Origin of the sequence: Kordia aestuariivivens (assembly GCF_014397005.1) — a bacterium.
In the GTDB taxonomy this organism is placed as follows: Bacteria; Bacteroidota; Bacteroidia; order Flavobacteriales; family Flavobacteriaceae; genus Kordia; species Kordia aestuariivivens.
Genome location: NZ_JACGWS010000001.1, coordinates 668,297 through 688,518, shown reverse-complemented (window position 1 = coordinate 688,518; position 20,222 = coordinate 668,297). Strand labels below are relative to the sequence as shown.

Annotated in this window: 20 protein-coding genes and 4 tRNA genes; 1 reads left to right on the top strand and 23 read right to left on the bottom strand. The window is 34.2% G+C overall.

Annotation, left to right across the window (positions count from 1 at the left end):
* Positions 1-19: 19 nt before the first annotated feature.
* The 17 genes from tuf to H2O64_RS03095 form a co-directional block, all read right to left on the bottom strand.
* The gene (gene tuf, locus H2O64_RS03175) at positions 20-1,207 is read right to left on the bottom strand and encodes an elongation factor Tu (protein WP_187560679.1); all 1,188 of its coding nucleotides are present in this window, start codon (positions 1,205-1,207) and stop codon (positions 20-22) included.
* Positions 1,208-1,265: 58 nt separating this feature from the next.
* Positions 1,266-1,337, bottom strand: a tRNA-Thr gene (locus H2O64_RS03170).
* Positions 1,338-1,350: 13 nt separating this feature from the next.
* Positions 1,351-1,423 (bottom strand) — tRNA-Gly (locus H2O64_RS03165).
* Positions 1,424-1,434: 11 nt separating this feature from the next.
* Positions 1,435-1,516 (bottom strand) — tRNA-Tyr (locus tag H2O64_RS03160).
* 133 nt (positions 1,517-1,649) lie between these two features.
* Positions 1,650-1,723, bottom strand: a tRNA-Thr gene (locus H2O64_RS03155).
* Between the two features lie 94 nt (positions 1,724-1,817).
* Positions 1,818-2,117: a ribosome hibernation-promoting factor, HPF/YfiA family gene (gene hpf / locus H2O64_RS03150; RefSeq protein WP_187560678.1), complete on the bottom strand. Its 300-nt coding sequence runs from the start codon at positions 2,115-2,117 to the stop codon at positions 1,818-1,820.
* 52 nt (positions 2,118-2,169) lie between these two features.
* The gene (locus H2O64_RS03145; RefSeq protein ID WP_187560713.1) at positions 2,170-3,057 is read right to left on the bottom strand and encodes a tyrosine-type recombinase/integrase; all 888 of its coding nucleotides are present in this window, start codon (positions 3,055-3,057) and stop codon (positions 2,170-2,172) included.
* A gap of 318 nt (positions 3,058-3,375) precedes the next feature.
* Positions 3,376-3,570, bottom strand: coding sequence for a 30S ribosomal protein S21 (gene rpsU / locus H2O64_RS03140; RefSeq protein ID WP_187560677.1), 195 nt, complete (start codon positions 3,568-3,570; stop codon positions 3,376-3,378).
* A gap of 244 nt (positions 3,571-3,814) precedes the next feature.
* The gene (locus H2O64_RS03135) at positions 3,815-5,197 is read right to left on the bottom strand and encodes an alpha-amylase (protein ID WP_187560676.1); all 1,383 of its coding nucleotides are present in this window, start codon (positions 5,195-5,197) and stop codon (positions 3,815-3,817) included.
* A 370-nt stretch (positions 5,198-5,567) separates the two neighbouring features.
* Positions 5,568-6,734, bottom strand: a complete 1,167-nt coding sequence (locus H2O64_RS03130; protein WP_187560675.1) for an acyl-CoA dehydrogenase family protein — start codon at positions 6,732-6,734, stop codon at positions 5,568-5,570.
* Positions 6,735-6,756: 22 nt separating this feature from the next.
* Entirely contained in the window at positions 6,757-7,851 is a 1,095-nt protein-coding gene (locus tag H2O64_RS03125; protein ID WP_187560674.1) for a ComEA family DNA-binding protein, read from the bottom strand.
* A gap of 74 nt (positions 7,852-7,925) precedes the next feature.
* Positions 7,926-9,518 carry an alanine/glycine:cation symporter family protein gene (locus H2O64_RS03120; protein ID WP_187560673.1) on the bottom strand — a complete coding sequence of 531 codons (1,593 nt, stop codon included), beginning with the start codon at positions 9,516-9,518 and terminating at the stop codon, positions 7,926-7,928.
* A gap of 115 nt (positions 9,519-9,633) precedes the next feature.
* Entirely contained in the window at positions 9,634-10,641 is a 1,008-nt protein-coding gene (locus H2O64_RS03115) for a potassium channel family protein (protein WP_187560672.1), read from the bottom strand.
* Between the two features lie 153 nt (positions 10,642-10,794).
* A complete protein-coding gene (locus H2O64_RS03110; RefSeq protein ID WP_187560671.1) occupies positions 10,795-12,021 on the bottom strand; it encodes a S8 family peptidase in 1,227 nt (408 codons plus the stop codon).
* 213 nt (positions 12,022-12,234) lie between these two features.
* Positions 12,235-12,462 (bottom strand): PspC domain-containing protein, encoded by a 228-nt coding sequence (locus H2O64_RS03105; RefSeq protein ID WP_187560670.1) that lies wholly within the window; start codon positions 12,460-12,462, stop codon positions 12,235-12,237.
* Between the two features lie 115 nt (positions 12,463-12,577).
* Positions 12,578-13,414 (bottom strand): M57 family metalloprotease, encoded by an 837-nt coding sequence (locus tag H2O64_RS03100; RefSeq protein WP_187560669.1) that lies wholly within the window; start codon positions 13,412-13,414, stop codon positions 12,578-12,580.
* A gap of 172 nt (positions 13,415-13,586) precedes the next feature.
* The gene (locus H2O64_RS03095; protein WP_187560668.1) at positions 13,587-14,864 is read right to left on the bottom strand and encodes a DUF2851 family protein; all 1,278 of its coding nucleotides are present in this window, start codon (positions 14,862-14,864) and stop codon (positions 13,587-13,589) included.
* Between the two features lie 164 nt (positions 14,865-15,028).
* Between H2O64_RS03095 and H2O64_RS03090 the strand changes: the two genes are divergently transcribed.
* Entirely contained in the window at positions 15,029-15,895 is an 867-nt protein-coding gene (locus tag H2O64_RS03090) for a peroxiredoxin family protein (RefSeq protein ID WP_187560667.1), read from the top strand.
* An 11-nt stretch (positions 15,896-15,906) separates the two neighbouring features.
* Here the strand turns inward: H2O64_RS03090 and H2O64_RS03085 are convergent, their stop codons facing one another.
* From H2O64_RS03085 to H2O64_RS03060, 6 genes are all read right to left on the bottom strand, one after another.
* The gene (locus H2O64_RS03085; RefSeq protein ID WP_187560666.1) at positions 15,907-16,302 is read right to left on the bottom strand and encodes a rhodanese-like domain-containing protein; all 396 of its coding nucleotides are present in this window, start codon (positions 16,300-16,302) and stop codon (positions 15,907-15,909) included.
* A gap of 11 nt (positions 16,303-16,313) precedes the next feature.
* The gene (locus tag H2O64_RS03080; protein ID WP_187560665.1) at positions 16,314-16,625 is read right to left on the bottom strand and encodes a rhodanese-like domain-containing protein; all 312 of its coding nucleotides are present in this window, start codon (positions 16,623-16,625) and stop codon (positions 16,314-16,316) included.
* Between the two features lie 362 nt (positions 16,626-16,987).
* Entirely contained in the window at positions 16,988-17,662 is a 675-nt protein-coding gene (locus tag H2O64_RS03075; RefSeq protein WP_187560664.1) for a thioredoxin family protein, read from the bottom strand.
* A 13-nt stretch (positions 17,663-17,675) separates the two neighbouring features.
* The gene (locus H2O64_RS03070; RefSeq protein WP_187560663.1) at positions 17,676-18,224 is read right to left on the bottom strand and encodes a redoxin domain-containing protein; all 549 of its coding nucleotides are present in this window, start codon (positions 18,222-18,224) and stop codon (positions 17,676-17,678) included.
* 110 nt (positions 18,225-18,334) lie between these two features.
* The gene (locus H2O64_RS03065) at positions 18,335-18,919 is read right to left on the bottom strand and encodes a hypothetical protein (RefSeq protein WP_187560662.1); all 585 of its coding nucleotides are present in this window, start codon (positions 18,917-18,919) and stop codon (positions 18,335-18,337) included.
* Positions 18,920-19,012: 93 nt separating this feature from the next.
* Positions 19,013-20,203: a DUF1501 domain-containing protein gene (locus tag H2O64_RS03060; RefSeq protein ID WP_187560661.1), complete on the bottom strand. Its 1,191-nt coding sequence runs from the start codon at positions 20,201-20,203 to the stop codon at positions 19,013-19,015.
* Positions 20,204-20,222 lie beyond the last annotated feature (19 nt).

Below are 20,222 nucleotides of genomic sequence, written 5' to 3'. Positions count from 1 at the left end.
TTTTTAATCAGACTTATTTTTAGTCTAAAATTTCAGTTACCTGACCTGCACCAACAGTTCTACCACCTTCACGGATTGCAAAACGTAAACCTACGTTCATTGCGATCGTGTTGATAAGCTCAACAGTAATTGTTAAGTTATCTCCTGGCATAACCATCTCAACACCTTCTGGCAAGTTGATAGTTCCTGTTACATCCGTAGTACGAACGTAAAATTGAGGACGGTAGTTATTATGGAATGGAGTGTGACGTCCACCTTCTTCTTTCTTCAATACATATACCTCAGCTTTAAACTTAGCATGTGGTTTTACAGAACCTGGCTTACAGATTACCATACCTCTACTAATCTGAGTCTTTTCAATACCTCTTAATAAGATACCTACGTTATCTCCTGCTTCTCCTCTATCAAGGATTTTACGGAACATTTCAACTCCAGTAACTGTAGAAGTTAATTTCCCAGCTCCCATACCGATAATCTCAACAGCATCACCTGTGTTAGCTACACCAGTTTCAATACGACCAGTTGCAACAGTTCCACGACCTGTAATTGAGAATACATCTTCAATTGGCATTAAGAAATCTTTTTCAACATCACGCTTTGGTAATTTAATCCAGTCATCAACAGCTTCCATTAATTCCATTACTGTATCAACCCATTTTTGCTCACCATTTAAAGCTCCTAAAGCAGATCCTTGGATAACAGGTCCGTTATCACCATCATACTCATAGAAAGAAAGTAATTCTCTTACTTCCATATCAACAAGTTCTAATAATTCCTCATCATCTACCATATCGCATTTGTTTAAGAATACGACCATACTTGGAATTCCTACCTGACGACCTAAAAGGATATGCTCACGTGTTTGTGGCATTGGACCATCTGTAGCAGCTACTACTAATATAGCTCCATCCATTTGAGCAGCACCAGTTACCATGTTCTTTACATAATCGGCGTGACCTGGACAGTCAACGTGTGCGTAGTGACGGTTTGCTGTTTGATACTCAACGTGCGATGTATTAATTGTAATACCTCTTTCTTTTTCTTCAGGAGCGTTATCGATTGTATCGAAATCTCTTGCTTCAGAAAGACCAGCATCAGCTAATACTTTAGTAATAGCAGCTGTTAATGTAGTTTTACCGTGATCTACGTGTCCAATAGTACCAATATTTAAGTGCGGTTTGGAACGATCAAAAGTTTCCTTTGCCATGATTTAATAATTTTTTTAATCTTAGTTATATATTAGTGTTCAATTTATACATTTTATGAGCCAATGACGGGATTTGAACCCGTGACCTCTTCCTTACCAAGGAAACACTCTACCCCTGAGCTACATCGGCAAGAAATATATAGAGCGAAAGACCGGGTTCGAACCGGCGACATTCAGCTTGGAAGGCTGACGCTCTACCAACTGAGCTACTTTCGCTTTTTATTTAGTGGGGAGAGCAGGATTCGAACCTGCGAAGACGTAGTCAGCAGATTTACAGTCTGCCCTCGTTGGCCGCTTGAGTATCTCCCCAATAATAAATCAATATTTCAAATTTTAACCGATGAAAGGACTTGTTTCGGTTACGCTGAGGATTATTTTATTGCCTAGTTTTAAAGAATCCTTCTGATTCTTATAAACTTCCTGTTGCGTTTTACTTTTTTTGAGCCGATGGAGGGACTCGAACCCACGACCTGCTGATTACAAATCAGCTGCTCTAGCCAGCTGAGCTACATCGGCTTTTACTCATAAAAAAAGCCCGCTATTTCTAACGGACTGCAAATGTATAGATAATTTTTTTTAATTAAAACAATTTTTTAAAAATTTTTATGTATCAATGTGTTCGTACTTTTTCTTTTCTTTTTAATAGTGCTCTTTGTAATGTACTTGTTGCCTCGTCAACTGCTTCCTCAAAGGTTCTACATTGCTTTTTCACCATAACATCATCTCCTGGAATATTCACCCTTATTTCTGCTATTTTATTTTCTTTTGCACTAGTGTTTTCTACCTTTAAATAGACATCAGCGTCAATGATTTTGTCATAGTACGTTTCTAACTTGTCCATTTTTCTCTGAATGAAATCTACTAACTTACGATCTGCCGTAAAGTTTACGGACTGCATGTTTACTTTCATACGCGGCATTTTTTTAGGTTATTTTTTAGGTTCTGGCTATTTTTTCAGAAGATTACTTTTTGTTTCTAGGATGGGCTTTGGCATATACATTTTTTAGTTCAGCTAAACTATTGTGTGTATATACCTGTGTTGAAGCTAAGCTAGCATGACCAAGTAATTCTTTAACAGCATTTAAGTCTGCACCTTGGTTTAATAAGTGAGTTGCAAATGTGTGTCTAAGTATATGCGGACTCTTTTTTATTTTTGTAGATGCTTTACTAAAATAATCATTTATTAAACGATATACAAGATTCGGGTACATTTTATTTCCTTTTGCTGTCAAAAATAATTCATCAATATTAGAAACATCTATCTGCTTTCTTTGCGTATTGTATTCTTTTAGTTGTGTTTCTAGTTTATGCAATAATGGAACAATGCGTTCTTTATTTCTTTTTCCTAATATTCTAATTGTTTTTGCCGTGTAATCAATATCTGACTCTTTTAAATTGATTAATTCACTTCTTCGCATTCCAGTGGCATAGAACATTTCTATGATTGTTTTGTTACGTATGCCTTCAAAATTATTTTCAAATCTTACACTTCCTAATACTTCATCCATTTCTTTTTCAGAGAATGGTACTTGTATTTTAGTTGACGTTTTTAATGCTTTGTGTTTGGCTAGCGGACTTGCTTCTACTTGTTTTGTTTTGAGCAAGTATTTATAGTAGGTTTTTAATGAAGATATTTTACGATTGATTGTCGCGTTTATTAAACCATTATCTACTAATGAGACAATCCAATTTCGAATTTGGACATAGTGTACATTTATAATGTTAGCATCTTCATATTCTTTTTCACAGAATTCTGAAAAGGAACGCAAGTCATTTTCATACGCCGTGACTGTATGTTGCGAATAGTTTTTTTCAAGTTTTAGGTATTCTGTGAACGGAGTGAAGGTCATTCTTGTTTCTTGTTGTTTGTTGTTTGTTGTTTGTTGTTTGTTGTTTGTTGTTTGTTGTTTGTTGTTTGTTGTTTGTTGTTTGTTGTTTGAAAAATATTTCTTTGCCACGAATTCACAAATGTTTTCTTTGATTCTTTTACTCAATTTTTAACTACTCAATACTAATAGCTTATTTGTTGTTCGTTATTTGTTTATGAGTTTATGAGTTTATGAGTTTATGAGTTTAAAGTTACTGAACTTGTAATAACTATTTAAATTTAAAGCATAAAAAAAGGTTTCCGATGTGGAAACCTTTTAGTTTTTTAAGTTTTAGAAATGTTAGATATTCTCTGCATCTCTTAATCCTTGTATGTATTGAGCTTTCTGGATTTGAGCTCTACGAACAACAGATGGCTTTGCAAAGTGCTTTCTAGCTCTTAGTTGACGCATTCCTCCTGTACGATCGAACTTTCGTTTGAAACGTTTCAGTGCTCTGTCTATATTTTCTCCTTCTTTAACTGGTATAATTAACATAGTCCTTAACCTCCTCTCTTTTAGATTTTGTGGTTGCAAATATAGATACTATTTTTTAATTCTATTAAATTATTTGCATTATTTTTTTTGCATTAGCGATAGAGGTATTGTTGGAGCTCCTCCCAAAGAAATTGGGAGAGCGACTACCGAAAGCGCGGCCGCAATTTTTCTTTGCGGAATGCCCAGATTATTAATTTGACAATGTAGCAATTTGATAATGTACCAATTAGCATTAGATGAGTTTTTATTTTACAGACCAAACAGAATAACTTTTTGGTGGTGCTTGAATTTTAACCCATTTTCCGCCTTGCGTTACTGGTTCCCAACCAGAATGTCCTGTGTAATCTTTGATTCGTGTGTTTGACCAATTGGTTTCCACCCAACGTTCTTGCCAACTGTTTGAGTTGTTTATATACACCACTAAGCCTGAACTGTTATAGCCATTTCTTCTGGCAACATATTCATCATTATCTGTGTATAGAATAGAAGTGTTTCCACTTGCTAAGTTGTTATGAATCCAGATAAGATTGTTTAGACGTTCTTTGTTTAACCATTCTTCGTAATCGCGATAAAAGATAGTTGGATATCCTTCATGTGTTAGAATGTAGGCATACGCGAGAATTTTATTGTTGATGATTTCATCCGTATCATGATTTGCCACAAATGTTACTGCTTTTGACGCGTTACGTTTCCATAACATGTCTCCATTTAGTTGTGTAAGGTCGTTTCCGCCAAACGCATCACGCATTTTGTAGTAACAAGCAAAATCGAACGCGCTTACTTCCGCTTGCGCTGTCCAGGAATCTAAGATGTTTACATTTCCGTCCCACAATTCTCCCACAGAGAAACCTCCAACAGCATTTTTCCAGTCTTTTACAACCCACGGCGCAAAACCTTTTACGTAGTCAAAACGCCATCCGTCAAACCCGATAACATTTTTATAGTATTTGGCTACTGAGTTTGAATTGTTCCAAAGCCAGTCTTGCACATATTGTTTGTGGTGACATAAATCGGCAAAACCTCCAAATACACCTTCATCATTTGCGTGGTAATCATTTGGATGAAAGTCATAATAGGTTCTATTGAACATTCCTGACATTGGTTGATAATCCGTGTAAGTATTTGTTCCTTTGAACGGATTGTACTCACTATCACCTCCGCTATTGTGATTTAATACAATATCTGCTATTACACTCAATCTGTTATTATGAGCCGTATTGACTAAACTTATCAATTCGGCAGTTGAACCAAAACGCGTTTCTACACTTCCCATTTGATTGTATTCTCCAAAATCGAAGTAATCAAATGGATCGTATCCCATAGAGAACGGTCCATTTTGCGCTTTGGAAGCTGGCGGAAGCCAAATAGCGTCAATTCCGGCGTTGCTCCAATCGTCTACTTTTCCTTTGACAACATTCCACCAAGTTCCACCTGCTGGCACATCCCAATAGAACGCTTGCATCATTACACCAGAACCAATTGGTTTTAGATTGGATCTATTTTTAGCAACAACAGTTTCTTTGACTGCTTCTGTACTTTGCTCATTTTCTTGATTGATTTCGTCTTCAGAACAGCTAATTAGAAATAAACTGATCAGTAAGAAATAGAAGATTTTAGTTGTTTTCATATTTTTTGGGTTAAAGTTCTTTTTCAATGTAAATATTTATTTTGTAGAACAAGAATCCCATATCTAGCGAAAACGTTTTCGTGTTGATAAGTTTCTAACTTATACGGTTTTACCGTAATTGGAAAGAGTTTCTTTATACCAAAAAAAAAGACCACTCGTTAAAGTGGTCTTTTGTTATTTATTTTAAGTGTTGATGATTTTCGTTTTGAAAGTACTTCTCGATACTATTTTCTATCTATTTCGACTGCGCTCAATATGACAGAAAATCACTCGAAGTGACGTGTACTGATTCAATATTATGTCGCAGGTTTGTAATCTTTTTTATCAATAATCAAAAAAAGAATTTTTGATAAAAATGACTCCAATCTATTTATGTCGCAGGTTTGTAATCTTTTTTATCAATAATCATTTTTGCAATGATTTCACGAAGTATTTCCGATGTTCCGCCACCAATTGGTCCTAAACGGCTGTCGCGAAATAAACGTGCCATTGGATATTCTTCCATATAACCATAACCACCTAACATTTGTAAACATTGATAGATTACATTATCCGACATTTTGGTCGATTGTAATTTAGATATGGTAGCTTCTTTTACAACGTATTCTCCTTTATTGAGTCTGTACGCTACTGTATAGTTGAATGTTTTACACACTTCAAGTTCTGCTGCCAAGTCAGCCATTGTATGACGTAATGCTTGGAATTTGTCAATACTTCTTCCAAATGCTTGACGTTCCGACATGTATTGTATTGCGTATTCCATGGCAAATTCGGCTCTTGCATGTGCATTTACGCCCATAATTAAGCGTTCTAAAGCAAAGTGTTGCATGATGTATGCAAATCCTTTGTTTTCTTCTCCCATTAGGTTTTCTAGTGGAATTTCAACATTGTCAAAAGCAATTTCTCCTGTATCAGAAGCTTTCCAACCTAGTTTTTCTAGTTTTGTCGCAGAAATTCCAGGCATTTCTCTGTCCAAGACAAAAATACTGATTCCTTTGTTTCCAAGTTCTGGATTTGTTTTTGCAGCAATTACTAAATAATCACTGTATACACCGTTTGTGATAAACGTTTTTGAACCGTTGATGATGTATTTATCCCCTTTTTTTACAGCCGTCGTTCGCATTCCTGCAACATCCGATCCGCCAAAAGGTTCCGTAATACATAGACAACCTATTTTTTCGCCTGTAATACTTGGTGCTAGATATTTTTGTTTTATTTCGTGATTCCCTTCTTTGTTCAAGTGCGTCATGGCTAAGTATACGTGCGCCCAAATTGCTGCGGCAAATCCACCAGAATTGATACGTTGTAATTCTTCTAAAAGTATGACTGTATAGAAAAGGTCTAAATCCATTCCGCCATATTCTTCTGGATATGCCAATCCGAAGTATCCCATTTCGCCAAATTTCTCCCAAATAAAGCGTTCAATGGTTCCTGTTTTCTCCCATTTATCAATGTGAGGAACGACTTCTTTTTTTAAAAAATCTCTTAGACTTTCTCTAAAAAGTTGATGCTCTTCGTTAAAGTACATACTTTCCATATATGGCAATTTTTATATTTTTCTATTCAATTGACAAATATAATTCAATTATCTTGATTTTCTTGGTTGGAAAGTTTCGAATTTTTGCCAAATCTTCAAAAGTTTTGAATCCTTCTCTGAGAATTCGTTGGTTGATAATTTCGTCTGCCAATTCATAGTCTATGTATGGAATTTTTAGTAATTCTTCCAGTGAACACGTATTGAGATTCACTTTAACGATCGCTGGTTTTTCTATATAGAAACGTTTCCAAACGTTCTGTACTACTTCTGGCTTTAAGCCATAGACATCTTCTAATTGAGATTCTATCACAAATCCGCCAATTTTTGTTCTGTATTTTACAATTCGTTCAGAAAGTTTTTCGCCGATTCCGTATACTTTTCGGAGTTCTTCAATCGTTGCTTTGTTCAAATCGATCTTTTCCAGCGCAACTTCGTCTGCTTTCTCGTATGTATTTGACTTTCCTAGGTAGAAACGTTTCCAAACTTTTTGTATTACTTCTGGCTTTAGCCCATATACATTTTCTAATTGAGATTCCGTGACAAATCCGCCCAATTTCGCTCGGTAGTTTACGATTCGCGCTGAGAGTTTTTCACCAATTCCGTATACTTTTCGGAGCTCTTCAATCGTTGCTTTGTTGAGATCGATCTTTTTTAGAATAACTTCCTCCTTTTTTCCATACGCCCACTTTTTCTTCTTTTTGTTGGTCACCCATTCGGGGAATTTAAAATGCGGTTGCAAGATGCTGAGTAATGAATCTGAAACCTTTGTGACCGTTTGAAATTCCTTGGCTGAATTTACATATTTATTGGTCGCTCTAAATTTGTGTAAACGATCAATTTCTTTAGTAGACATTCCTAAGGTAAAACCTTTGTAATCGGAAATAAAGTTTGGATTGAACGGGAAAATTTTCGGTTTTCGTTCCTCAATCGCAAGCAGTTTGAGCGAATCTATGTGTTGTTGATAGATCGCAACTTCTGCGTCCGCAAATAGTTGAGGTGTTTGTGTGGGATTTGTGTAAAAGTAGATTCCTTGTACCATAAAGATTAGGAATATTATACACAAAATCCCACTTCGTTCTGCTTTCAGAAACGTAAAGTGGGATTTGATGTTTTTCATGTTTTCGATTTTTTAAATTAATCGTTACATGAGTATTTTATGGGGTTTAGTATTCTACACTAAGTTATTATTATTTAAGCTTTATTTTCTTTAATAGCGCTCATATATCTTACCAATTCTTCTTTTACTCTTGGCGCTAGTAATACAAGTCCTATCATGTTTGGAATCATCATCGCAAAAATCATCGCATCTGAGAATCCAATTACAGAATCTAAACTTGCTGCTGCTCCAACGATTACGAATAAACAGAAAACAATTTTATACGTATACTCAGCTCTTTTAGTTCTTCCAAATAGGTATGCCCAACCTTGGAAACCGTAGTACGACCAAGAAATCATGGTACTGAATGCAAATAATACTACTGCAACCGTTAATACATACGGGAACCAGCTAATTGCACTTGCAAATGCTCCAGAGGTCATTAAAATAGCTTCTGCATCGTTAGAAGGTCCACCAGCAGCTAAGGTTCCTGTGATGATTAAAACTAATGCTGTCATGGTACATACGACAACTGTATCAATGAATGGCTCTAATAAAGCCACCATTCCTTCACTTGCTGCATATTTCGTTTTTACTGCTGAATGTGCAATAGATGCAGAACCAATACCTGCTTCATTCGAAAATGCTGCACGTCTAAATCCTTGAATTAATACTCCAATAGCACCACCGGCAATTCCTTCAGGACTAAATGCGCCATTGAAGATTTGCATAAACGCATCACCAATCATAGTATAGTTTGCAAATATTACAAATAATGAAGCCGCTACATAAATTACGACCATGAATGGTACAATTTTGTCCGTTACTTTCGCAATTTTCTTGATTCCTCCAATAATTACAATACCAACTAAAATAGACATTACCAAACCAAATGCCCAACCATATCCATGTAGAAAAGATTCATCTCCACCTGTAATGTTTTCAACTAATTGAAATGCCTGATTTACTTGAAACATGTTTCCTCCACCAAAAGAACCTCCAATTACGAAGATGGCAAATAATACGGCTAATACTTTTCCTAAGCCAGCCAATCCTTTTGCTTTTAGTCCTTTAGTTAAGTAGTACATTGGACCACCATATACGGTTCCATCTTCTCCAATGTCTCTATATTTTACACCAAGCGTACATTCTACAAATTTTGATGCCATTCCTAGCAATCCAGCAATTATCATCCAAAAGGTTGCTCCTGCACCACCAATAGATACTGCAATGGCAACTCCGGCAATGTTTCCTAAACCTACTGTTGCAGATAAAGCTGCTGTTAAGGCTTGGAAATGCGAAACTTCTCCTTCATGACCTTCAATTGCTATTGTTTCGATTGCATCTCCTCCAGGCGTTGAATCTCCTGCTCCAATCATAGATTCGTGATGATCAATATCATCATATTTTCCTCTTACAATATTTACAGATGTCCAAAAACCGCTAAAGTTGATAAACTTGAAATAGATTGTAAAATACGTTGCACCTATAATTAGTGGAAATAATACCCAAAACACTTTAACGTCTTCTGTAAATGGTATTTGATAAAAGATAAAGTCTACAAACCAACTTGTTGCCCAGCCAAATCCTTCATCGATTTGTTGATCGAGTCCTTTTTCGGCGGCTTCCTGCCCAAAGGTTAGTATAGGTAATAAGATTGTAATTAATGAAAGAAGATATTTCTTCATAATATAGTGTCAGTTAGTTAATATTTATTTGTGGATAATTAATAAGCTAGCAAGATGCTAAAAAAAAATTGCTTAATCAAGTTTTAACGAATTAAATAAGATTTTTCGACAGTTTCTAAAGGTTGTATTTTAACTTTAATGATTCTATTTGCTCAGGACGCCCTAATACGATTATTTTAGATTCTTTTGCTAATTTGAGTTCTGCTTCTGGGTTGATAACGTATTCACCATCTGGTGTTTTATAACCAATTACCGTACAACCTGTTTCTCGTCGTAAATCGAGTTCTTTTAAGGTAATTTCTTTACCAGAAGGCGTAATGTCTTCCATTTTTATTTCTTCTACATTTGTAGTGTTATCTCCGCTAAGTGAAAGATTGTCGATAAATTCTACTAAATCTGGCACAACCACCAAAGAAGCCATGTGTTCACCACCAATTCTATCTGGCATGATTACATTATCTGCACCCGCTAGTTTTAGTTTTCTATACGATGTTTCTTGTGATGCCCGACTGATGATTAATAGATTTTCGTTGATCTGTCTGGCAGAAAGCACTACAAATAAGTTATCCGCATCACTTGGCAATGCCGTAATTAAGCATTTTGCTTGCTCAATTCCTGCTTTTTGCAAAACCTCATCTTCGCTCGCATTTCCTTCTACAAAATACGTTTCGATATCTTCATATTTTTCAATGATATTTCTGTTTTTTTCAATAATGACAAATTCTTCGCCATACGCACTAAGTTTTTCAGAAGCTTGCCTTCCATTTCTTCCAAATCCACAAATAATGATATGATTTTCCATGTGTCTTATTTTTTTTAAGGTCTTACGTTGTATAATATTTCTTAAGGTGCTTCTACTTAGAATGTATTCGGTGATGACAGTTATGGCGTACGCAAATACAAATACACTCGTAATAATTAAGAATACAGTAAATAAGCGTGCATTTTCATCTAAAGGAACAACTTCTCCATAACCAACGGTAGTTACCGTAATGACTGTCATGTACACCGCATCTGTCCAACTCATTTCAGTTACGGAATGAAAGCCAAAAACTCCTATTGTAAATACAATTACTAATAAGGATAAAGCCAGATAGAATTTTGATTTGAAAAATCTATACATATATCAAAATCGATTTAGAAAGCATCTTTATTTCTTAAAATTATTTCAAGTAAATATATAAATTGATCACTAGTTTACATTCAAAATGACAAAAAAGTTTAGATCAAAAAAAATGCTGCTTAAATAAGCAGCATTTTATAATATATAAATGTTTTATAGATGAATAATTGCATCTGGATTACCATCAGGGTCCCCATTTACGGTTCCATCAGTTGTCGGATTTCCAAATAATAAAACTCCTGCTGCATGAGGTGCTGCCATTGAAGTTCCACTGATTGTATTATATCCTCCACTTTTCCATGTAGATCTAACTGCTACACCAGGAGCACAATAATCTACTGGAGAACCATAGTTAGAAAATGAAGCGAAATTATCATTAATATCCATTGCAGATATAGTGTATACATTCGTTCCATTTGCTCTTGCAGGTGAAGAACTATTTGCGTCTGTAGCAGAGTTTCCTGCAGCTAGCACAAACTTAACTCCTGTTGAAGCGGCAGATATCACAGCATTGTCTAATGCAGTAGATATTCCTCCACCTAAACTCATATTAGCAACATCGCCACTACTTCCATTTGCAGCTACATAATCAACTCCAGCAATCACACCAGAGTTTGAACCACTTCCTCTTCTATCTAAAACTCTAACTGCAACAACAACATTTCCTGGAGCTACTCCTACAGTTCCAACGCTATTATCTATTGCAGCAATTGTTCCTGCAACATGTGTTCCGTGTCCATTTTGATCTTCAGGGCTTAAATTTGAAGGTGATCCTGTTAAAAAAGATGCACTTCTTGCAACGTCTACATTTAAGTCTTCATGATCTAAATCGATTCCTGAATCAATTACCCATGCAGTATTAGATGAAGCACCGCTTCCTCCTCCAACACGTGTCGTTCCATAAGGAATTACTTGAGGATCACTTCCTCCTGTATTCCCGCCAGGTTTTCCTGCGTAAGGAGAAATTGTAAACATAAAATCTTGTTCAATACTTTCTACATTAGGGTTTCTTCTAAGTGCTTCTAATTGGTCTTTTGTTAAGTTTGCTGTAAATCCTACAAAAACATGTCCATACGTTTTTTGGATTGCTTCCGGAGTTACAACAGATTTAAAATCGCGTGTGATTTCTTTTTGTAAATCATTCATTTGAGTTTGATATTCTCCTAGTGATTTTACTTTAGGGAACTTTTTAACGTTTTTACCATTAGATTTTAGTCTAACTGTATATTGATTAGGAATTACTTGGGTGTTTTTAAAAGTAATGTTTTCCACTTCAATTAAGTCATCTTCATTTAGATTAGCATCCGTTTGACAACCGATAATTGTTCCTGCTAAGATTCCTACAAGTAGAAATCTTGATAATTTTTTGTTAAGTTTCATTAATTTGGGTTATGAGGTTATTAATAAGTTAAAGTGGGAAATTACACATTTTATGTTAAAAAATTAACAAATAACTTTTTTTTCTGACAAAAAAATACTTTTTCATAAATAAATTAACTAATAAAATGAAGGAAAATATTTTCTAAATATTAATATTTTTTTCTTTCAAAAAAACAAATAGAACCTCGAACCAGGATGGTTTAAACTTCTGTATTACAAATCAAATACAGAGGTTCGTTTGGTGTAAATTAAATCTTTTAAACGTAAAATAAAAGCTAAGGTTAGGTACAAAGCAAAACTTACTCCAAACGTAGCAAATGTAATGTAGATAAAAAATAAACGTACATTTTTTGCCCGCATTCCTAAACGTTCTGCCAAGCGTGACAAGGCTCCGAATCCGTGTTTTTCAAAAAAGTAACGCAGTCTGTATATAAATTTCATCTGTATCTATTTTTGCTTTTTACTAGCTTTTGCAGATTCTATGCAAGATAATTTTTTTGCACAAAAAAAGCCACTATTGATTAGTGACTTTTTAAATTTTTAATGATTTTTATTATTAGTAAAGTGCTTCTAAAGCAAATCTATCGTTGTTATTGAAATTAATTGCTGGTCCACATGACTGCATTATTGAAGACGAATCTGATCCAGTTGGTGTTCCATTGATATAGATTGCACCAACTCCAGCGCTTCCTTCATTGATGTTTTGTCCACAACTTTGGCGTGTTTGATAATCTGTATGACGGAAACCGATACAATGTCCAATTTCGTGCGCCATTGTTCCTGCTAGTTCGTTTACAGTAGGACTTATAGAAAGTTCAAACCATCTGCTATTGATTCCAAATCCTTTTGCAGGATCGCCTTTACGTGTTGGAAAACCAGCAGCTCTACCTAAGGTAATGAATCCACCAGATTCTAATTCGTAAAATTCAGTTACTTCAATATTTGCTTTGTTTCTTCCTCGTTGTCCAAAAGCAACTCTTGCAAACGTAAGACGCAATCCTAAGTTGTTATACATAGAAATTGTTGCATCTAACGCATTTGATCCTAATGTTCCTAAATCTGGATCTACACTAATGGTAATGACTCTTGGTAAACTTGTTACTAAATTTGAAGTTCTGTAATGTTTTGCTAATGGATCTGCTGGTGCTAACTCGTCTATTTGTGAATAGGAGAAAAACATATCTTCTACAGCAATTCCATCTTCTCCCATGAAATTCATGGCACGTGCGTTGGTTGTGTCAAATAATGCGGCATCAAGTTTTGACAAAATTTCTGGGTTAATTTTTGCCTCATCCTGTAAAGGTTCATCTGATTGATCAGATTGACATGCTGTAAATGTTGCAAATACAAGTGCAAATACAGCTAACATTGATAAAAAGTTTTTGGTTTTCATACTAAAAGATTTTAGGTTTTTTGGGTTAATAATTCCCTAAAGTAATTATTTATTAAGATTTACATTACAAATTAGATGGTTTTTCGATGAAATACTGTATTTAAAATAATTCTAAAATCATACTTAAACCAAAGCTAAATGACTAAAAATCTTTACTTTACCGCATATTTTATCATCTTAATATAGCATTTCCAATAGCACATTGTAAACATTGATGTGTATTACAATAGCTTTTCTTTAATTCTAATAATGCTTGTGTTTGTAGCGCGTTTTCAATCGTAATTTTTTTAGTTGCAAATTTTTGAATGATCGTATTTTTTTCAGGTGTAATGCTTCGCAGTAAGGCAAGTATGTTTTCTATATTCGGTTTGCTTAAATATCGCTCGTAACAATATTTCAATGGAATGATACTATTGATTAATAATACATCAATGAAACTTTTGGAAAGTACTTTTTTTCGCTTGGGCGAAATTTTCTCAAAGGTGTAATGTGTCTCCCAAAATACAGACGTTGCAACTTGCAAAATTGCATACATGTCTTCAATAGAAGTTGTGGTGATTAGTTTCGAAAATAAATTACTTTCTTGATGATATAAGGTTGCCAATTGCGAAGCGCGAAGCGTTGGAAAGTTGGCAGGACGCGTTCTAAAAAAGTGCAATGGAATTGATGCTTTTTCAGCATATTCAAATTTATGCGTCAGATAGTTGTATTCACGGAACAATTGGTCATAGTATTTTTCCTGAGTCACATCTTGCGAAAGCAATCCAAAAATACCAAACAGAAAAGCTTCTAATGATTGTTGTTTCTCGCTCAATTTCCGAATTATAGAAAAATCAACGGAACATGCAGCTTCAAAAAAGGCTTCACTATTGAGTTTGAGTCCAAAACCTTTGGCAAGCAATCGGAATAAGACCGCTTCCCAATCGTACTTGGTTTGTTTGACCAATATTTCTATTTCGGCAGCTTTCTTTTCTAGACGTTCGAGGTATAAGCGTTCGAGCCAGTTTTCAAGTTGGAATTCTGTAATTGCTGGAAATTCTGTTTCACAATTGATCCACTTTTTAGGTGTGTTCATTAACTTGGAATAGCGTTGTATTTGTGTAAAATTGGTATAGTCTTTTAAAACTAATGTTGGAATGACAGAGTTGTCTTTTCGATGAATTTCAATATCATGATTCCACACAACATGCAGAATGACATTATCATAGTTTTTATCCTTTTCATGATGATGTACAAACCAATCAGAAGCGTTTACATGCATTTCTACATTGCCTGCCCACAATTGATTTTCAATACGTAATTGCGCATTGAAAAAATCAGGACCAGCATGGTGATTGTGCGTTCCTAAGTTGATAATTTGAATATTTTCTTTATTGGAAGTTTGTAAGTTTTGCAGGTGGAGTTTCCCAAATTTCCACAGATAATACAGCAGGTCTTCTTTTACAGTCATATAGATAATTATTAAATTTTAATAATTTCAATGGGGAAAGAAGTTTATTATCTCTTGTAAGATTAATAGTGTAAAAATACACTATTTTACATTTTATTTTTATACATTGTAAATTACAATTTTTTGTATAAAAAGCAACTTTATCTTTAATTTTTTATGAATTAATGAACTCCCTAATTAAGTCAGTTTTTATTATTGCCTTACCTGCATTTGCACTTATTGCAATGTTAGATAGTCTTTGGTATTTATATACTGCTGGAATCTCATTACAACATGTTGCGCACTTATTAACTGCTGGATGTATTGTATTTTTCTTTTTACAAATTTTCATAAAACCAACACCACGCACAGACGCCATATTAAAAACGCATACGTTTATTATCTTTTTAGGCTGCATACTTGGACTGTTGGTTGGTAGTTTGCAAGAAGATGACACATTTAGAGGAATCTGTACTATTTTTAATATACTGTTGACAGTTGGCTGGATCATGTATTTAGTGTGGTATTCATACTTTGAAAAGCGAAATGCAGCGAATAATGATATTTTAAAAGTTGGAGAAACGCTTCCATTATTGACTTTTGAGAATAGTAAAAAAGAAGCTATAACTACCGAACGCTTCGCGGGAACGCCAAGTATTTTTATTTTTTATCGTGGAAATTGGTGTCCGTTTTGCATGGCGCAAATCAAGGAAATGGTAGATAAGTATGAAGAACTAACTGAACGAAATATCAATACTATTTTTGTGAGTTCGCAACCGCATGGTTTTAGTAAGAAGTTGACTAAAAAATATCCGCTAGATTTTCAGTTTTTGGTAGATGTTGATGGAAATGTTGCCAAACAATTAGATATCTTTTCCAAAAATGGTTTGCCGTTTGGTTTTCAGATTTTTGGCTTTAAATCGCACACCGTTTTACCAACCGTTATCATTACAGATTCTAATGAAAAGATTACGTACACGAATCAAACCGATAATTATCGCGTACGACCAGAACCGAAGACTTTACTGAAAATTATAGATCAGAATGTATAGTGATTTAAAAATTACTCTATTTCGTATCCTGCTGCTTTCCAAGCTTTAATGCCACCTTCAACATTATACGTTTTTGAATATCCTAACTCGCGAAGTGTTACAACAGTTTTTCCGCTTCTTCTGCCACTTTTACAATACACATAAATCGTTTGATCTTTCGCAATTTTACTTGTAACATCAGCTACAAAAGTATCATCATAAAAATTAGCTTCAAGTGCTTTGCCAGTAATTTTTCCTTCCGCTACTTCTTCTGGTGTACGAACATCCAATACAGTTACTTCAGCATCCTTCAATAATTCATAAAGTTCTGTAACAGTAATGTTATTCTCTTTCGGAGCATTTGAACAACTAAAGAATACTAAAAAAGTTAGTGCAATAAATACAAACGTGATTTTTTGGAGTTTCATACAGTTGAAATTTAGTTCGTTTTAGCGCCTTCCCATTCTGAGAATCCGCCCATTAAATTATATGTGTTTTCAAAACCAATACTATTCATTACAGCGCACGCTTGACCGCTTCTTCCGCCAGAGCGACAGTATATGTAATAGTTTTTAGAAGGATCTAGTTTTTTTACTTCATCAATAAATCCTTGTCCTAAAAAGATGTCAATATGTAGTGCATTCGGAATGTGTCCTTCGTCAACTTCATCTTGTGTGCGAACATCAAGGAGTACTGCGTTTGTGTCGTTTGCAAGTTGTTCTTGCCATTCTTGTTGTGATAAATCTGCCATTCTATTTGTATATTTTTGTTTGTTTCACTCTTAACTCATCACTTTTTAACTCTTAACTTATTTGTTATTTGTTATTTGTTATTTGATGATTCGTTAATTTGTTTTCACTTTTCACTTGTTTGCCAGGAATTCGCGAATATTTTTATTTAGCTCTTTACGCTGTTTTCAAATTCTCAATACTCAATTCTAACAACTCATTTCTTTTAGCGTTTCAAAGTTAAACTTTTCAATAGAAATTATTCAAAAAAAAGCCGAAGTAATTTACTTCAGCTTTTTACAGGCAATAGTTGTGCCTTTATTTTTATAAGTTAAAATCTAAGTCAGTCTAAACATCTAAGAAGTCTAACAGAATCCAAGAAAATTTAAACCTTTATTGAACAACCAATCGCTTTTGTCGTTTTTACCTCAACTTCTTTTCCAGCTAATAACGCATCAACTGCATCTTCTACATAGTGTTTTGTTGTTGCAGCTGCATCTTTGTAATTATCGTCAATTGCGCCAATATACTTTACTTGGTGACCTTTTGGTGTTTTAGCTAGTACATACATGTGCGGTGTTCGTGTTGCTCCAAATACTGGATACACTTTTTGTCCTACATCCAACATATAAGGAAATGTAAATCCTTTTTCTTTAGCGCGTGTTTGCATTGCTTCAAAATTATCTTTTGGTCTCGCTTCTGGATTGTTTGGATTAATCGCAATTACAGGATAACCTTGACTTGCATATTTTTTATCCAACGCAATTAATCTGTCTTCATACGCCACAGAATATGGACACGTGTTACACGTAAACGTAAGAATGAATCCTTTTGTATCTTTATAATCTGCCATAGAAACCATTTTCCCATCTACATTTTTCAATGAAAAATCTTTTACAATGTCACCAACTTGATAACCGTTTGCAACTTCTTTCTTTGGTTTTTCTACATTTTCAGCAACGGCTTTTGTTTCTGGTGTTGCATCGCCATCTTTTTTCTTGTCTGTACATGAATACGTCATGAAAAGCACAGCCAATACTGCTAGTTTTATTGTTTTCATTTTGTGGGTTTTATTAGTTTATAAAATTTCTTAATTCACTTTCTAATTCTGCTTTGGTAAACGAATGTTCATAAAACTTACGTTTTCCTTTTTTGTAAATTACCGTTGCCGGAATTGCGCCTGACCATTTCTCTGACACTTTTGAAATCCATGCATTTTGATCTGGATCGTCGAGCAAAACTTTTTCAGATTTTAATTCGTTTTTCGCTAAGAATGAATTCAATTTTTTCAGATTGAAGTCCAAACTTACCAACAATACTTTTACGTTTTTATCCTTATAGTCTCGATTTACAGCTTCAAAATGCGGTAATTCTTTTACGCAAGGCGCGCACCAAGTTGCCCAAAAATTGACAACATGAATATTATCATCTTCAATATTGAGATACTTTTCAAACTGTTCAAAATTTAATACGGGAATATCGGAAGTTGTTTCTTCAGCGATTTCAACGTTTGTTGAACTTGTTTCAGCGTCTTTTGCTTCTGTAATTGCTGTTGATTTTGGTTCGTTTTTACACGAAAAAAATACAATACAAATTACGATAAGAATACTCTTTTGTAGCATGGTTTTAATTTTCAGCCTAAAAATACAAAAACTAGTTTTGAAGGACGTCGCTTTAACAAAATTTAAACAATATTAAAAATGATTTAGAAGAAAATAATTTGATCTTCATTTTAATATTTTTTCATTTCTTTTGTCAATTGTATTTTTAATTTACCTACTGTTTTGTCAAAAGAATCGGTAGTTGGATTATTATCTCCATTATTGAAAATAATACTATTTAGTTCCTTTTCATAAGGATTATTAAAAGTATCCAAATTATCAACTAATTGAATAAACTCATTAAGTTTTATATTATAATGTGTTACGTGCCTTGTAAGCTCCTTACAGAGTTTACTCATCTCAGAATTGTAATCGATTTCAACTTCTGGCAAAAAACTTAAAAAAGTATTGTAACTCTCTTGAAGGTACTTTAGTCTATTTTGGAATACATATTGATATTGCTCTGATTTTTTCGTTTCGGAAATATGATGTTTCGAAGAAAATTCAGAAGCTAGTATAAGAGGACTTCTAACTCTTCCAAAATCGTCTCTTAAATCAAGAATAGATTTTAATAAGTTTCTTGATAATTCATACTTTAACTTTCCTTTATGTTCCTTTTTCCATTTATTAAAACTTCTAAGAGTAAAAAAGGTTGCAGTTAAAGAACCGATAATTAAAATAATATCTTTTATTAATGTTAAATCTATACTATTCAAACACATTTTCTATAGCTAATTAATGTTATGCTAAATTAAACATTTTCTATCGTATTTTCATTATTTAAAATTTGTAACTTACCTTGGGTATTTCTAAACAACATTCAATCCAGAAAAAGGTTTCCCTATCACCTTTTTTGCATCAATATCTAACCAATTATTCAAGACAGACGTATAAATTTCTCGGAAATCAATTTCGTATTTCAAATCGCCATTTTCATCTAAATTGCTCAAATCTGCCATCGGATTGTAAAAACCTGGTTTTTTCAACTGACTTCCAATCAAAAATACCTGATTCGCCGTTCCATGATCCGTTCCATTCGCAGCATTTTGTTGTACGCGTCTGCCAAATTCTGAAAAAGTCAAAATTAAGGTGTCTTTAAAAGAGTCTTCTTGTTTTAAATCTTTTATAAAAGCCGCCATTGCTTCATCATACACACTCAACAAGCGTTTTTGCTTATTGGTTTGATTCGCATGTGTGTCAAATCCGCCAAGCGACGCATAATATACTTTTGTTTGCAATCCGGAGTTGATAAATTGGGCAACTTGCTTCAATTGTTTTGAAAATCCAGTATTCGGATACGTTGTCTTTGTGCTAAACGTTTTGGAAGTTTCGTAAATGTATTTTGCTGACGAAGAAGCTGTCACCATTGTTTTGTATAAATAACCCAAATTATGTTCACTTAAATGAGCTTCATCATGATGTTCTACAACTTTTTTGAAATACGGCGCTTGTGTACTTCTGTAAAAAAGATTTGGGTTTTTAGTGGCAATTCCATCGGTTTGTTCGCCTTTTAGCATGAGCGACAAGGTATCATCAACTTCAATTGCATCTAGTGATTTGCTTTTAGAAGCATCTAAATAACGACCAATCCAACCCGATTGTAAATATTCGTTCGCATCACTTGCGGTATGCCAAATATCCGTTGCTCTAAAGTGTGAACGATTCGGATTTGGATAGCCAACATTATTAATGACGCACAATTCTCCGTTATTATATAAGTCGCTATGCGCGATGAGACTTTCGTGGAAACCAATTTCGTCTGTAATGCCGATGAGGTTACTTTTTTGTTGTGCCAACGAAGGACGTTTTTTATAGTAAATATCATTTCTAAACGGAACAATTGTGTTTAAACCATCGTTTCCACCAGATAATTGAATGATAACTATCTTCTTCCCTGTCGCAATAGCTTCATCCAACAAATTAAATCCTGAAACAAACTTCGGCAGAAATAATGCCGTACTTGCTAACGATGCGCTTTTTATAAAATTTCTTCTGTTCATTCAAAAATTTATTTTTGCA

Excerpts from the sequence above, each read along its gene's own strand:
- tuf (WP_187560679.1), bottom strand. The coding sequence starts at position 1,207 with ATGGCAAAGGAAACTTTTGATCGTTCCAAACCGCACTTAAATATTGGT.
- hpf (WP_187560678.1), bottom strand. The coding sequence starts at position 2,117 with ATGAAAGTAAACATGCAGTCCGTAAACTTTACGGCAGATCGTAAGTTA.
- H2O64_RS03145 (WP_187560713.1), bottom strand. The coding sequence starts at position 3,057 with ATGACCTTCACTCCGTTCACAGAATACCTAAAACTTGAAAAAAACTAT.
- rpsU (WP_187560677.1), bottom strand. The coding sequence starts at position 3,570 with ATGTTAATTATACCAGTTAAAGAAGGAGAAAATATAGACAGAGCACTG.
- H2O64_RS03135 (WP_187560676.1), bottom strand. The coding sequence starts at position 5,197 with ATGAAAACAACTAAAATCTTCTATTTCTTACTGATCAGTTTATTTCTA.
- H2O64_RS03130 (WP_187560675.1), bottom strand. The coding sequence starts at position 6,734 with ATGGAAAGTATGTACTTTAACGAAGAGCATCAACTTTTTAGAGAAAGT.
- H2O64_RS03125 (WP_187560674.1), bottom strand. The coding sequence starts at position 7,851 with ATGAAAAACATCAAATCCCACTTTACGTTTCTGAAAGCAGAACGAAGT.
- H2O64_RS03120 (WP_187560673.1), bottom strand. The coding sequence starts at position 9,518 with ATGAAGAAATATCTTCTTTCATTAATTACAATCTTATTACCTATACTA.
- H2O64_RS03115 (WP_187560672.1), bottom strand. The coding sequence starts at position 10,641 with ATGTATAGATTTTTCAAATCAAAATTCTATCTGGCTTTATCCTTATTA.
- H2O64_RS03110 (WP_187560671.1), bottom strand. The coding sequence starts at position 12,021 with ATGAAACTTAACAAAAAATTATCAAGATTTCTACTTGTAGGAATCTTA.
- H2O64_RS03105 (WP_187560670.1), bottom strand. The coding sequence starts at position 12,462 with ATGAAATTTATATACAGACTGCGTTACTTTTTTGAAAAACACGGATTC.
- H2O64_RS03100 (WP_187560669.1), bottom strand. The coding sequence starts at position 13,414 with ATGAAAACCAAAAACTTTTTATCAATGTTAGCTGTATTTGCACTTGTA.
- H2O64_RS03095 (WP_187560668.1), bottom strand. The coding sequence starts at position 14,864 with ATGACTGTAAAAGAAGACCTGCTGTATTATCTGTGGAAATTTGGGAAA.
- H2O64_RS03090 (WP_187560667.1), top strand. The coding sequence starts at position 15,029 with ATGAACTCCCTAATTAAGTCAGTTTTTATTATTGCCTTACCTGCATTT.
- H2O64_RS03085 (WP_187560666.1), bottom strand. The coding sequence starts at position 16,302 with ATGAAACTCCAAAAAATCACGTTTGTATTTATTGCACTAACTTTTTTA.
- H2O64_RS03080 (WP_187560665.1), bottom strand. The coding sequence starts at position 16,625 with ATGGCAGATTTATCACAACAAGAATGGCAAGAACAACTTGCAAACGAC.
- H2O64_RS03075 (WP_187560664.1), bottom strand. The coding sequence starts at position 17,662 with ATGAAAACAATAAAACTAGCAGTATTGGCTGTGCTTTTCATGACGTAT.
- H2O64_RS03070 (WP_187560663.1), bottom strand. The coding sequence starts at position 18,224 with ATGCTACAAAAGAGTATTCTTATCGTAATTTGTATTGTATTTTTTTCG.
- H2O64_RS03060 (WP_187560661.1), bottom strand. The coding sequence starts at position 20,203 with ATGAACAGAAGAAATTTTATAAAAAGCGCATCGTTAGCAAGTACGGCA.